Origin of the sequence: Bacillus sp. SB49, assembly GCF_000469135.2 — a bacterium.
GTDB lineage: Bacteria > Bacillota > Bacilli > Bacillales > Halobacillaceae > Halobacillus.
Map to the genome: position 1 here is coordinate 1294067 of NZ_CP048117.1, position 13500 is coordinate 1307566.

A 13500-nucleotide genomic window follows, 5' to 3' on the forward strand; every position below is an offset into this window, starting at 1 on the left:
AATATATACATAGACATTTAGATAAGGTGTTGAGGTTGCTAATTCACGTGGTTTAAAACTATAGAACAAAAAGCTCTCACTTTTGGCGGTTTTTTATTTGTTTTAATTTGTGAACTTAATATCTTGATCAATGTCTACTAATGAATAGGTTATAGTAGAACTATTTAATTCAATTTCCTCATCATTTACTTCATCTAGCTTATCTAAACTCAAATCATTAAAATCTTTTTCATTAATATACCCATAAACTAATTTTGTTGAGTCATCGATTTCGATATAGTCGGAAGAATATACTTCTCCTGTAGACGCCAAGTGTGCTGTTCCTTTAGAATACTCCCAATTTCCATTGTTACTTTCCTGGAAAATTGATAAGCCAACTCCCTGGTTGTTTTCGCTATCTTCTAAAATATAAAAAACTAGTTTTCCAAACTCTTCATCTTGTTCTGCAATAATTTCTTCAAAGTGTTCTTGTTTTTCTTCTATCTGTTGTTCAAGGTTATAACTTTCCCCGGAATTTGCTTCTGAACAACCTACGATTAATGTAGTCAATACAAGGAGCGAGAAAACCTTCAAATAAGATGATTTTTGTTTTACAAACAAAATATCCACCCCAAACAAATATGATTATTATACATTTTAACAAATGTTAAAGGTGCATTCCTAATATATATAAGAGTAGGAATTTCCTACCGACTTTATAACCTGATTCTTTAGTATGTTCTTTCAGTAAAGCCTTCGGCAATATCTTTTCTAGCAAAATATGAGCCGCCTGTTCCACCAGATACACTAAATCCAGCTGCTTCAAACCCTGCGGATGCTTCATAAGTAGTTTCTACTTCAATTGTTGCAGCTCCCGTTACCTCGATTTCAGTTGTAGGAAAAGAACCAGTTGTTGATATAGCATCAGATGTTCTATTGACTAGCTGGTGATTTCCACTAGATGTTTGCCAGAAAGTATCTCTTACTTCATTAATTTGTCTAAAGGAACCTGATCCTTCTATTACAAGGCGTGCGCTCAAAGTACTTTCTAAATCATTATCTATTCGTGATTCGCTGACAGTTAAAAATGTATCTTGGGCACTAACCTCTTGTGTAGATAGAGGTATTTCTTCTTTAACAGTGAAGGTTTTTAATAATTCATTAGTCTCCTTATCATAGATGAATAACTTTTCCTTTAAAGGCTCCTCAACTTTCTCAATACTCACCTCAGACTTCTTATACGGAATTACTACATTAAGTCCCATTAAGTTTTCAGTATATTCATCAGAATTATCTGTTGTACTAATCGATGCAGATGCTGAAGTTCCAAAGCTAATCAATGCAAAAAATAAAACAATGAAAAATACGGGTAACAAAAACATTTTCTTCAAAATATAATCACCCCTCATTTGGTATATATTGTATGTAACCTTTTTGTAATAAAATAAACATAACATTACGATTTAATTTAATAAGGAGTCAAATGGAACGAGGGAAAAGTTACCTGTTATTTATGCTTGAGGATCTATTGCAACTTGGGGGGCAAGTTGCAGGAAAATAAGAGACTATTCTACTGCTTTTGGTAATTTTTATGATAACGGATATACTGGATACGATTTTAAGGCTGAAACAAACAAATTTAGCTAGAGATAAAAAGTAATTCTTATACAAAGAGAATATTTATGATTAATAAAGTTTACTTTAGTAGTAGTTTTATTAGCATTACTAATTACAGTAGGTGTAGGGCAAGCCGATATTCCTGATTATGAGAACTTCAATAATACGATGGGTTGTTTTAACAGTAGTGGCTACACTACTGTTAACTCTGGTTTAGCGTTTACAGGGACTTAACTAAACCAGAATAAATGGTGTTAATTATTGTCGTTTACTGCTGTATTTCTTGTCATTCAGTGGTAAAAAGTACGTCAAGGTTGTTATATTTCCTTAGCTGCAATTAGTAGTAGAATTCTACTGATTATCTCAGTAATTTTATATTTTGTTTGGTGGTTTACACATTGATTTAATATAGTTAATTAGCACATAGCTCTATGTGAAAACAACTCGATACGGAGTGTTAAATTGGAAGTTTCTTATTTGTAATAATATCAACACTAAATTTTAACAGGGGCAATGAATTTAGAATATTTTGAAACATCTAATATACTCAAACGTATACAAAATATAAAGGGGGGGATGATGATGAAGCATGTGTTTTGGTCTTCAGCGACAATCGTGGCTATAGCGGCGGCCAACTGGCTTATTGCCGCCTTCTTGGGAGGAACGGTGATGGATTATGCCTTCCTTACCGGTTTAGCGGCGGCTACCACCGTTGGCTTTTTTAATTCTTCCGGGGGATTTGCATCGGATGCCATCCGTCTGAGTGCCCAGGCACAGACGGGCATCAAAGTGGAGAAGGATAAGCAGACCTTCCGGCCGACGGTCGTTTTTTATACGGCTGTCGTTTATACGATCGTCGCTCTTATCGCCACGATCATTTATTACAAGGATTATTTCCTGTGAGGGGAGCGGATCTGGTAAAGAAAGCAGAGGCGCAGGCCGCGTTTTACGCGGAAAATCCGAAGGTGGAGGTGATCTTTCTTGCGGGATCGGTCGCGCGCGGATGGGATGATGCGTTTTCGGACATTGAATTGCACATCCTTTGGAAAGCGCCGCCGACGGAGGAGGATCGAATCGGCCCGGTTTCTGAGGTGGGTGGATCGATTCTGAGCTTCGAACCATATGAAGACGAAGAATGGTCGGAAGCCTACACCGACGAGTCGGGGCTGAAGTTTGAAATCAGCAGTTTCCTTACGGAGACAGTGGAACGGTACATAACAGACGTCGTCGAAGACGGAGAGTTCGATTATGATAAACAGTGCATCCTGTCTTCCATTCAGGATGGAAAGATTCTTTATGGAAAAGCGCAGGGGCAACGGATGAAAACAAGGACGGATGCTTATCCGGATGTGCTCGCAGCGAAGATGATTTCTGAAAACCTCGAGCTGACGAATCGCTGGAGCAACCGACAGGCGCTGAAGGCCCGCGGGGACTGGTTGATGTTTTATGATCTTGTGACGTTTGTCCAGAAAAAGTTGATGGGCGTATTGTTCGGCATGAACCGGATGTATGTCCAGCATCCTTCTTTCAAGTGGATGGTATGGAACATAGACAGAATGGAAGAAAAGCCGGAGCGTTTTGGCGAGCGGATGTCCACCCTTATCTCTAAAGATCCCGCGGATACGCTCGCTGACTTGGAAGCGTTGGTGGAAGAGGTGCGGGCCTTGGTATCGAAGCGCGGTTGACAGGTATTAAAAAACCAGCGGAGCTCTATGCTCCGCTGGTTTTATCTATATTCTCAAAAAGTATTGCATTGGGAAGAAAGGTATGGTAAATTTAATCAGTGACTCTATTTTAACTATTGAACATATGTATCCATTATAAATTATAACTTAAAAAGGGCGCGGAGTCAATAGCGGATGCGTTTTTTTCTAAAGGAGGACTTATTTTGGGCGACGAAATACAGAAAGAACAGAGATATTTGGATATGGTGATGGCAGATATCGCAAGGCAGATCGGCGTATTGGAAGCGGACGCCGCCAAGCGGAAAGAAGAAGTGATCCATATCCGTAAGCACTTTTGGGATGATCTGAAAATCAACATGGATACGTTCGACGACTATCTGGAAACGATCATCGGGATGAGACAGCAGGCGCAGGATCTGTCGGTCAGTCAGGGAACGCACAGACAGGCCTTCCACCGCTTGGAAAGGCTGAAGCGGGTGGAAGAAGTTCCGTATTTCGGCCGGATCGATTTCAGAGAAGAGGGTCAGGAGGAAGCGGAGTCTGTTCATATCGGGATATCGACGATTACGGATGAAGCCGATGAATCGATTCTCATCTATGACTGGCGGGCCCCGATTTCAAGTGTCTATTATGACTATGCGCCGGGCCCTGCCGCCTATCACACACCGGAGGGCCGCATTCACGGGGAGCTTGAAAAAAAGTGGCAGTACAACATTAAGAATGGTGTCATTGAGTCCATGTTTGATACGAGTGTGACCATCGGGGATGAAATACTTCAGGGAGTTCTTGGCCAGGGTTCCAACAAACACATGCAGAGCATCGTTGCAACCATCCAGAAAGAGCAGAACAAGATCATCCGGCATGTGAAAGGGAAACTCCTGATGGTGCACGGCGCAGCGGGCAGCGGCAAGACGTCGGCAGCGCTCCAGCGAATCGCTTATTTCCTGTATAAATTCCGGGAAAACTTGAGAGCGGATCAAATCATCCTTTTTTCTCCTAATGCTATGTTCTCCAATTACGTCTCCCACGTCCTGCCGGAATTAGGGGAAGAAAATATGGAGCAGGAAACATTCCAGGACTATTTGGAGTACCGGCTCGAGGATTCCTTCTCCGTGGAAGGTCCTTACGAGCAGCTGGAGTACATGCTGGAATGCACGGACGACCCTGATTACGGCGTAAGAAGGGCAAGTGCTCAATTTAAAGCCTCCTCCGTTTTCTTTGAAGGGATGAAAACATACCGCGACATGCTGGAGTCCTCCGGCATGATTTTCCGTGGGCTGAAGTTTCGCGGAAAATCGCTGGTCAAAGCAGCGGATATCGCCGAGCGCTTTTATACGGAGGATACAAACCTCCGTTTCAACAACAGGATCGAGAAGCTGAAGGACTGGCTTCTCGAGATGATCGACCGGATCGAGGTTGGGGAACTGGAAAAGTCGTGGGTCCAGGAAGAAATCGAGCTGCTCAGTAAAGATGATCTCCAGAAGGTATATACTCGTCTGGATAAGGAAAAAGAATACGAAGACGGCACTTATAAATTTTATGAAAAAGAACAGGAAGTCCTTTCCCGCTTGATCGTCCGTAGAAGGTTGAAGCCGCTCCGCCGAAAGATCGAGGCGCTTCAGTTCATCCATATCAAGAACTTGTATCGCCAGATCTTTGATGAATCTCTCCATGACAAGTTGTGGGGCGACAGTCGTATACCTGATGAGTGGTCCCGTATTTGTGAAATGACGAAGGAGGCGTTGAAGGAAGGGAAGCTGTATCAGGAAGATGCGACGCCTTACCTTCTTTTGAAGGAGCTTATTCAAGGCTTCCAGTCGAATAACGCCATCAAATATGTGCTGATCGATGAAGCGCAGGACTATTCGGTGTTCCAATTCGAGTTCATCAAACGATTGTTCCCGAGAGCCCGCATGACGGTGTTGGGAGATTTCAATCAGGCGATATTCGCCCACGCGGACCAATCGGTGAACTTTGATTTTCTGAGTGGATTGTACGGGCCAGAGGAAACAGAAAGCATTACGCTGGATCGAAGCTACCGGTCGACGAAGCAGATCATTGAATTTACAAGAGAGCTTGTGCCGGAAGGGGAACAGATCAAGGCGTTTGAGCGGGAAGGAGAAAAGCCGAAGCTGACCACGCTTGATACCCGGGAAGAGCTGCATGCAGAGATCGTGTCCCGGGTCGCTGCGTTGAAACAGGAAGGCCACTATACGATCGCCATCATTTGTAAATCGGCTCGGGAAAGCGCGGATGCCTTTGAGGGACTAGGGGCAGTCGACGACCTTAAGCTCGTTAAGAAAAGCACGGACGAATACGAGCAGGGTGTGGTCGTCCTTCCGTCCTATCTTGCAAAAGGGATCGAATTCGATGCGGTCCTTATTTATGATGCGTCGGATCGGGTCTATGGAGAAGAGCACCTGCGCCGGCTGTTTTATACCGCCTGTACGCGTGCGATGCACACGCTTTACCTGTACAGTGTCGGGGAGCCGACGCGTCTGTTGAACGGAGTATCTCTTGGCACGGTTCTCGCTGTGTCGAAGTGAAACGGAGATCTATGATAATGGTAAAAAAGCTTATCCTGATGGGTAAGCTTTTTTGCTGTCTCAAAGGAAGAGGGCTCCTTTCCATTGTTAAATATGTTAAAAAAATGAAATAAATGATAAATTGTTAATAGACAGGATTCATAAAGGGAGAGGGTTCAGATGAAGACGGTGCTCGTGTTTGTTACAGATGGTTATGCGGATTGGGAAGTGGGCTACATAACGGCGGAGTTGAATAAGCCGGGAACGGGGTACAGTATCGAAACGATGGGCATTGATAAGGAACCCAAAGTGTCGATGGGCGGTATGACGGTGCTGCCCGATTATCAGTTGGGTGAACGCTTGGACCCATCTCCTGCTATGGTCATATTTCCGGGCGGGACGGGATGGAGAGAAGAGAAAAACCAGCAGGCGGAAGCGCTCGTACGGAGTTGTTTGGACCTGGATGTACCGGTAGCGGCCATCTGTGATGCAGCGACGTTCCTCGGCAGGCATGGGTTCCTTGATAATCGGAAGCATACCGGTAACTCATTGGCATATTTGAAGGAAGGGGCGGCTGCTTATGAGGGAGACTCCTTGTATATAGAGGCGCAGTCTGTTCGCAGCAGCGGTTTGATCACGGCTAACGGCAGTGCGGCGCTGGAATTTTCGCGGGATATTCTTACGGAATTGAACGTAATGGATGAGCGCGGTCGCGAGGAATGGTACGGCTTCTTTAAAGAAGGATTCCTGTCAAATTGAGGGGGAAGTGAGATGAATAGGAAAAGTAAATGGAAACGGAAGAAAGCAAGGAAGTCTGATTCCGGCGACTGGCTGGATATTCTGTTATTCATCCCTGAATTGCTGCTGCTTCCGTTCCGACTCCTTCTTTGGATGCTCCGAATGGCCGGGAAGGCGCTCCATTCTTTATTCGACTGGTGATGGAGGTGGGAACATGATGGATGATTTGCAGGCTTTTCTCGAGTCGGAAATTACTGATCAGGAGTACTATGAAGGCATTCTTGCCTTTATCCAATCTCCCAATATAAGGAGCGGGGAATATGAATGCAATACCTTCATTGTGAGGAAGATTAATCGCTCCAGCTTTCTCATTTATGAGGAGTTCGAGGTGGACGGACGTGTAATAACGCAGGGGGAAACAGCGTCTTCTCATGACAATCTAGTGAAACAAATGCAGGAATGCGCGCAAAAACAGGGGTTTACCCTCTGTCATTATCCATAATCGGGAAGGAGGAGGAGAATTGAGAATCATAGAAGAAGAAAAACTGGAGGATTATGTAAGGGAGAAAGTCATCGAACATAACATGCGTATGCTGCCGGATGAGCTTAAGACGCCGAATGAAGATATCAGTTTCCTGTTGAAAGAGGACGACGATACGATCGTCGGAGGAATTACGGCGAACATGTTCTGGCATCACATGCATATTGAATTCTTCTGGGTGGAGGAAACATTAAGAGGAAAAGGATATGGAAGTGCGCTGCTTGAAAAAATGGAAACGGCCGCCCGCGAAAAAGGATGCCGCTTCATCCATTTGGATACGTTCAGCTTCCAGGCACCGGACTTTTATAAGCGGCATGGATTCGAGGTGTTCGGAACACTGGAGGATCACCCGGAGGGATTCGCGCAGTATTACATGGTCAAACGGTTCGACCGTTGAAGATTATTCATAGAAAGGAGCATATCTATGGAAAAAATAGAAAAAGTACTGGACGCGTATTTTTCTGCTTGGAATGAGGGATTTGCTACGAAGGAGGCTGCGGGCATACGAGCGTTTATGTCCAGGGATTTCGTCGGTTATTGGTCCCGGTCGGATATTCTGCAGCCGGATCCATATTTCTACGACTATGACTTGGAAGCTGTCTTGAAGCAGATGGATGAGGCGGAGAAGACTTTTGAAATCGCTTCTATAGGGGAGAGGAAGGACGGGCAGGAGAAGATCGTGCTCGGGAGGGAGACCAACGTCATCCAGGGAACCGCCTTTTCTGCACAGTGTATGTTCGTTTGGAGGAAAGAAGCGGATGATTGGAAACTCGTGAAGGAATACATAGAACTGGAAAGATAGGAAGTAAAATTGGGTTGTTCAGACTTGGGGGTTTCCGAGTTTTTTCTGTGGTGGATGAGAGGAGAGAAAAGGGTATGAAAGTGGATAAGAGGGAAGTAGAAATAAGAGGGAGAAAGCTCGCTTACACATATATTCAAAATCAATCCGACACCGTCTGCTTCATGCTGTCCGGATCCAGTTACACCTATGACAAACCGCTGTTTTACTACGCGACGATGGGCATGCTTGAGAAGCGTACCGATATCGTCCATATTCATTACGATTACATGGATGAGAGGCTTGATTTATATGATGACAAGTTTTCGGCATTGGTTTCAGAAGACGTCGATGCGGTAATCCGTGCTGTATTATTCGGTCGGACCTACTCACGTATGGTGGTGGTGGCGAAATCGCTCGGCACACTTGCTTTAGGGCGCAGGATGTTTGATGATTATCCCGATGCTTACTTCGTCATCTTGACGCCGCTGCTTAAGAAAGATTCTCTGGCAGCAACACTTGCAGGCGTATCCAACAAGATACTTATCATCATAGGAGACAAGGATCATCATTATATGGAAGAAACGGTGAAACGGGTAATGAAGGGAGAGGCAAAAGTCACTACTATTCAAGAGGCGGACCATTCGCTCGAGGCTGTCCCGTTGGACCCCTTCAGGTCTCTGACCATCATGCATCAAGTCATCACGGAAATCACGTCGTTTCTTTATGATGAATGATACCGTTCTTCTGAACCGTTGAGCAAGCGAATATACATGGACGGATAAAAGAAGGAAGGACTGATTTCATGCCATCCTCCCTATGTGATCATTTCGCTGAGCTGGTAAACGGCAGGAGCCGCTTGGAACACGGGACCTGTACCGTATCGCTGCATCGGACTTTCCAGGCCGTGGTTAAAGGCCGTCCTAGTCGGGCGGTCGTCCCTGTCGGTCTTTCTTTTGAATCCCTTGATACGAATGGAAGAGCTTTGTGTCTTGCAGAAGTAGCGGTATTAGAAGAGGAAATACCGGGCTTTATGCGTGCCGTTGTCCAGCAGGGACTGGTTGTGGGCGCGCTTCATAATCATTGGCTGTATATGAATCCGATTGTCATGTATATGCACATCCAATCAGTGGAACCGCCGCTTGATTTCGCCGGTAAAATGGCGCGGGCGTTTTCATCGTTAAGCAGTTATCCCGTCCCTTGATTAGAAAGAGAACAACAATAAAGGAGGCAGCATATGTTTTTGAAAGAAATCCGTCTCCTGCGAGAGAAGATCGAATCCTATGAAGCTTATCCTTTTTCCATACCCGCCATCCGGAGACTTGACCATCTCGATCTGAAAAGCCGTGTGACATTCTTCGTCGGGGAGAACGGATCCGGAAAATCGACGCTGCTGGAAGCCGTCGCCGATATGTGCGGCTTTCACACCGCCGGCGGCGGGCGCAATAACACGTATGATGTTCATGCTGCAGCGTCTGACCTCGGTGACTATATCAGGCTTTCGTGGATGCCGAAAGTGTCCAGGGGCTTCTTCCTACGAGCGGAATCTTTCTACAACTTCGCTACTCATATCGAGGAAGTGGGGGCGCTCGGAGGCTACGGCGGCCGCTCCCTTCACAAGCAGTCCCACGGGGAATCGTTTCTTTCTCTGTTTACGAACCGCTTCCAAGGGAAGGCGGTTTACTTGCTGGATGAACCGGAAGCGGCCTTGTCCCCGCAGCGTCAGCTCTCTTCTTTGAAGATTCTCCATGACTTGGAGACAGAAGGGGACAGCCAGTTTCTCATCGCCACCCATTCCCCGATCCTGCTGGGCTACCCGAATGCGGATATCCTCTCGTTCGACGGCGGGAAAATCGAACGGATCTCTTATGAAGAAACGGATCACTATCAAATAACGAGGGCTTTCCTTGAAAATAAAGAGCGTATCCTTGATGAACTGTTCCGGGAAGAAGAGGGATAGGTATGGATATTCTTTTGTTTTTTATCAGCGCCGGTCTGTTTATGTATCTGTTGGATAAATACCTCCACCGGTGGTTAGGAGTAAACAAGGTTGACCTGTCAACGACGAAAGCGTGGAGAGTGGAGCGGTGGGGAAGTCGTCTATTCTTCATCCTCTTTCTCCTCCTGTTATGGAGCATAGATCGGACCGTTGAGAACGGGTTTTGGTTATTTATCAGTGGGATTGTTGCTTTTAACAGTTTCCATGCTCTGCTTGAGTGGATGTATATTAAGAACTCCAGGCAGTTTGTCGTAACGCTCCTGCTTATGGTGTCTGTCCTCCTTCTTTTACTCGCAGGGCATTATGTCATTCTCTGAGAACGGTCGAGGAGATGGTCCGTTTGCTAGAACCTTTTTATGAAGGAGGATACGATGATAGATACAGAAAATGTAAAAATCATGGAAATAGAAAGCCGGTATGAAAGAGAAGCGAAACGGGTGATCCTTGCCGGCATGGAAGAGTATTTCGGCTTTATCGACCATTCACTGAATCCTGATTTGGATGATATTCTATTGAGCTATCAAAAGGTGGGCAGTAAATTTCTTATCGCCGTCTTTGAAGCCCGGGTGATTGCGACGGCAGCTGTAGTGAAAGAGGACAACGGTACGGCAAGGCTCGTGCGTATGTCTGTCGTGAAGGAATTCAGGCGGTCCGGGATAGGAAGAAGGATGCTGCGCTCTATGGAAAGGTATGCGTTTCAAACCGGGTACAGGAAGCTGGTGCTGGAAACCCATCGGGAATGGGAACAGGCTATCCGGTTTTATATCGATAATGGCTATGAAATGTACGTGGATGATGGACAGAGGGCTCACATGTGGAAGGATGTAATCACCAATTCCTGTTCGCCGGAGGACTTCTCCTGACCATTGTAGAAATATGTAAGGAGAGATGTCGGAAAGCGGAGGGATACGGATGAGTTTTTGGACATGGTTTGCCATTTGCCTTGCATTGTTCAGTGGTATTTTTGCGGCGAATTCCAAGAAGAAAGATCAGTGAGGGGCGGGCTGTTCATTTTTTGTAAGTATTGGTTTAAATAGAGGATGCTCCCTTTCCTTAATTTATTCGTTGAACAGCACTTTTCTCTTCGTCTTTCCAGGAATACAGCACCTGTTCTCCATTCTTTTTATTGACAGCTACATCATAGTTGAACGGGGGAATGCCGGCTTTCGCTTTTATGACAGTAATTTCATCAATTGCTTCTTTCGCAAGGCCACTGTCTTCGTTTGTAATTTCCCACATAACAGCAGCTAAGAGTTCTTCTCTATCATGTAGCTCCTGTTGGGAATAGTTTTGTAACATCTGATACATGGAGAAAATAGATAGACAAACAAGGGCGGCCGCTAGTATGAAAATGGTCCATTTACTTTTTTTTCCTTTTAACATAGTAGTCTCCTTAATGGTTTTTTTGGTTATCACAAAATATGGGAAGGTCATTTCGTGAATGGTATGTAAAATTATGTATTACATTCTATCATGAAAATTATTCTTTATAAATCTCTCATTGGAAAATGAGGATTGAAATGAGGTGAGGAAATGTTCGGATTTTACAACTCTTTATCTGCAGAAGTGTATGACCTGGATAAACCGATCGGCCATTCCTTCGGGGATATCGAATTTTATTTGGACCATCTGGGCGGGGTGAACGGCAGACTATTGGAGCCTGCCGTCGGCACCGGCCGGCTGTTGATTCCGCTGCTTGAAAATGGATATGACGTGGACGGGTTCGATTTGTCTCCGGACATGCTCGCTGTCTGCCGTAACAACTGCCGGCAGAGCGGGGTTGCTCCAAAGCTTTTCGAAGCGAATATGACCGACTTCGACCTGGGTGAGGAATACGGAGCGATCGTAGTACCGACCGGGACGTTCCTTTTGATTCATGAACGGGAGAAGTCGATCGCGGCCCTCCGGCAGTTTCATCATCATTTGAAAACAGGAGGAAAACTGCTCCTCGATGTCTTTCTGGAGACGGATATCCAACTCGGGAAGGTGTCTGTGAAGCAGTGGGACTGCCCGAACGGGGATACGATTACGCTGGAAGCGAAGCAGGTGGAAGTGGATTACATCCATCAGTATGTCGTTTCGCATCATCGGTATGAGCGGTGGAGAAATGGGAAGCTGATGGAAAGTGAACAGGAGCGTTTTCCGACCCGGTGGTACGGAGTGGAGGAATTCTCTCTGGTTCTGCAAGCGTGCGGGTTTGAGGTGAAAGAGATATCTGCGGATTATAAGCGCGGAGTGTATCCGTCAAAGTCCGATCAGGTCATCACATTTGAAGCAGTGAAAAAATAAAACAGGCAGAGGAGCGGATGTGCTCCTTCTGCCTGTTTCGATTATTCTCCCTGTGCTTCCTCAACAGCCTGTACGAAATCTTCATGCGTGCTTCCTTCAAAGCGCTCGCCGTCAATGAACAGCGCAGGAGTGCTGGTGACGCCCCACTCTTTCACCAGATCCAAGTCGCGCTCGACGGCATCTTCTCCTTCGCCGTTCTGGTACGCTTCCAGTACGGTTTGTGCTTCTTCCTCGCTTGCGATGCTTTCCAGCGTCTCTACGAGGTAGTCTTCCGTATAGACTTCTTCCTGCTCTTCACCAGGGTTCTGTTTTTCATACAATAGGTCATGGAATTCCCAGAACGTATCATTTCCAAGTTCCTGATAAACGACTTCGGCGAATTCAGCCGACCGTTTGGAATCCTCGTGGATGAACGGGTAGTTGACGAAATAGAACTTCGCTTTTCCTGTCTCGATGAGGTCTTTATCGATCAATGGGTACGTATTTGCGGTAAAGTCTTTGCAGTACGGGCACTTATAGTCGCCGAACTCGACGATCTTCACTTCTGCATCCTCATCTCCAAGATAAGGCTGTCCTTCATAGGTGTCTGCGGATGGTGCATCCCCGGAGCCTGTATCATCATCGGAATTCGTTGCTGCATAGACCCCGATGATTCCTGCGATGACTACGATGCCGAGAAAAACCAACATCCATATCCATGGCTTCTTCATGAGTTGTCCTCCTGTCCTTCGTGGAAACGTATGATCGGTCAGGGATTCTGCTGTTGTACTTGTTCCCCTTATCGATCGTGTGGAAGCTTCTTCTTCCTCTAAAAAAGAGTGGAAAGTTCCTTCACCAAGACACTACATGATGTAGTGTGAAAAGTCAAAGGGGAAAATTCGCGTCTTGACGGGGAGGGAAGTCTACACTACAATCTGTAGTTGAGAGGTGTAGAGATGAAAATTCAACCGTTCAAAACAAATGAAAAAGGGCTGAACCGTTTCTTTGGACCGCTGGAAGCGCGTGTAATGGATGTGCTTTGGAACGGATCTGAAATGTCGATCAAAGCTGTCAAAGAAAGACTCGATCACGAGCAGGAGGCGAAGTTCAATACGGTCATGACCGTGATGAACCGTCTCGTTGATAAAGGTGTGCTTACAAAGCGGATAGAGAAGCGGAAATCGTTATATACTCCTGTCCTTACAAGAGAGGAATTCCTGAACGATCAATCGAAAGAGCTGACCAAAGGAATCATGGATGAATTCGGTTCGCTTGCCGTCAATCACATGCTGGATGCCTTGGAGGAAGCGGACCCCGGCTTGCTTGAGAAGCTGGAGAAGAAGGTGCAGCAGCTGAATAAGGAGAAGTAG

General features: G+C 45.7%; 19 protein-coding genes. 15 read left to right on the forward strand and 4 right to left on the reverse strand.

The window, feature by feature from the left end; all coding sequences use genetic code 11:
- Positions 1 to 102 precede the first annotated feature (102 nt).
- Together M662_RS06770 and M662_RS06775 are read right to left on the reverse strand one after the other, a co-directional pair.
- Positions 103 to 600 (reverse strand): hypothetical protein, encoded by a 498-nt coding sequence (locus M662_RS06770; RefSeq protein WP_026578458.1) that lies wholly within the window; start codon positions 598 to 600, stop codon positions 103 to 105.
- 110 nt (positions 601 to 710) lie between these two features.
- Complete coding sequence (locus M662_RS06775; protein ID WP_026578459.1) at positions 711 to 1370, reverse strand: hypothetical protein; 660 nt, start codon at positions 1368 to 1370, stop codon at positions 711 to 713.
- Between the two features lie 808 nt (positions 1371 to 2178).
- Here M662_RS06775 and M662_RS06780 point away from each other — a divergent pair.
- The 13 genes from M662_RS06780 to M662_RS06840 all read left to right on the forward strand — a co-directional run bounded on the left by M662_RS06780 (position 2179) and on the right by M662_RS06840 (position 10725).
- A complete protein-coding gene (locus M662_RS06780; RefSeq protein WP_026578460.1) occupies positions 2179 to 2499 on the forward strand; it encodes a hypothetical protein in 321 nt (106 codons plus the stop codon).
- Positions 2496 to 3281, forward strand: a complete 786-nt coding sequence (locus M662_RS06785) for a DUF4037 domain-containing protein (protein WP_026578461.1) — start codon at positions 2496 to 2498, stop codon at positions 3279 to 3281. Before M662_RS06780 ends, M662_RS06785 begins: the two co-directional genes overlap by 4 nt.
- 203 nt (positions 3282 to 3484) lie before the next feature.
- Entirely contained in the window at positions 3485 to 5827 is a 2343-nt protein-coding gene (gene helD / locus M662_RS06790) for an RNA polymerase recycling motor HelD (RefSeq protein WP_026578462.1), read from the forward strand.
- Positions 5828 to 5986: 159 nt separating this feature from the next.
- Positions 5987 to 6565 (forward strand): type 1 glutamine amidotransferase family protein, encoded by a 579-nt coding sequence (locus tag M662_RS06795; protein WP_026578463.1) that lies wholly within the window; start codon positions 5987 to 5989, stop codon positions 6563 to 6565.
- Positions 6566 to 6577: 12 nt separating this feature from the next.
- The gene (locus M662_RS06800) at positions 6578 to 6745 is read left to right on the forward strand and encodes a hypothetical protein (protein WP_161484894.1); all 168 of its coding nucleotides are present in this window, start codon (positions 6578 to 6580) and stop codon (positions 6743 to 6745) included.
- 13 nt (positions 6746 to 6758) lie between these two features.
- Positions 6759 to 7046 carry a hypothetical protein gene (locus tag M662_RS06805; protein WP_008637314.1) on the forward strand — a complete coding sequence of 96 codons (288 nt, stop codon included), beginning with the start codon at positions 6759 to 6761 and terminating at the stop codon, positions 7044 to 7046.
- A gap of 19 nt (positions 7047 to 7065) precedes the next feature.
- Complete coding sequence (locus tag M662_RS06810; RefSeq protein WP_008637316.1) at positions 7066 to 7482, forward strand: GNAT family N-acetyltransferase; 417 nt, start codon at positions 7066 to 7068, stop codon at positions 7480 to 7482.
- Between the two features lie 27 nt (positions 7483 to 7509).
- Entirely contained in the window at positions 7510 to 7887 is a 378-nt protein-coding gene (locus tag M662_RS06815) for a DUF4440 domain-containing protein (RefSeq protein WP_026578464.1), read from the forward strand.
- A gap of 74 nt (positions 7888 to 7961) precedes the next feature.
- On the forward strand, positions 7962 to 8600 hold the full coding sequence (locus M662_RS06820; protein WP_026578465.1) for an alpha/beta fold hydrolase: 639 nt from the start codon (positions 7962 to 7964) through the stop codon (positions 8598 to 8600).
- 68 nt (positions 8601 to 8668) lie between these two features.
- Positions 8669 to 9067 (forward strand): DUF1259 domain-containing protein, encoded by a 399-nt coding sequence (locus M662_RS06825; protein ID WP_026578466.1) that lies wholly within the window; start codon positions 8669 to 8671, stop codon positions 9065 to 9067.
- A gap of 33 nt (positions 9068 to 9100) precedes the next feature.
- Positions 9101 to 9823, forward strand: a complete 723-nt coding sequence (locus M662_RS06830) for an AAA family ATPase (protein WP_026578467.1) — start codon at positions 9101 to 9103, stop codon at positions 9821 to 9823.
- A gap of 2 nt (positions 9824 to 9825) precedes the next feature.
- A complete protein-coding gene (locus M662_RS06835; protein WP_026578468.1) occupies positions 9826 to 10179 on the forward strand; it encodes a DUF4181 domain-containing protein in 354 nt (117 codons plus the stop codon).
- Positions 10180 to 10233: 54 nt separating this feature from the next.
- Positions 10234 to 10725, forward strand: a complete 492-nt coding sequence (locus M662_RS06840) for a GNAT family N-acetyltransferase (protein WP_051348957.1) — start codon at positions 10234 to 10236, stop codon at positions 10723 to 10725.
- 190 nt (positions 10726 to 10915) lie between these two features.
- Here the strand turns inward: M662_RS06840 and M662_RS06845 are convergent, their stop codons facing one another.
- On the reverse strand, positions 10916 to 11245 hold the full coding sequence (locus M662_RS06845; RefSeq protein ID WP_026578469.1) for a hypothetical protein: 330 nt from the start codon (positions 11243 to 11245) through the stop codon (positions 10916 to 10918).
- 150 nt (positions 11246 to 11395) lie between these two features.
- Between M662_RS06845 and M662_RS06850 the strand changes: the two genes are divergently transcribed.
- Positions 11396 to 12151, forward strand: coding sequence for a class I SAM-dependent methyltransferase (locus tag M662_RS06850; protein WP_026578470.1), 756 nt, complete (start codon positions 11396 to 11398; stop codon positions 12149 to 12151).
- Positions 12152 to 12192: 41 nt separating this feature from the next.
- Here M662_RS06850 and M662_RS06855 read toward each other — a convergent pair whose 3' ends face one another.
- Complete coding sequence (locus M662_RS06855; protein WP_026578471.1) at positions 12193 to 12861, reverse strand: DsbA family protein; 669 nt, start codon at positions 12859 to 12861, stop codon at positions 12193 to 12195.
- A gap of 225 nt (positions 12862 to 13086) precedes the next feature.
- On the opposite strand from M662_RS06855, the gene M662_RS06860 reads away from it, so the two are divergent.
- Positions 13087 to 13500, forward strand: a complete 414-nt coding sequence (locus M662_RS06860) for a BlaI/MecI/CopY family transcriptional regulator (RefSeq protein ID WP_026578472.1) — start codon at positions 13087 to 13089, stop codon at positions 13498 to 13500.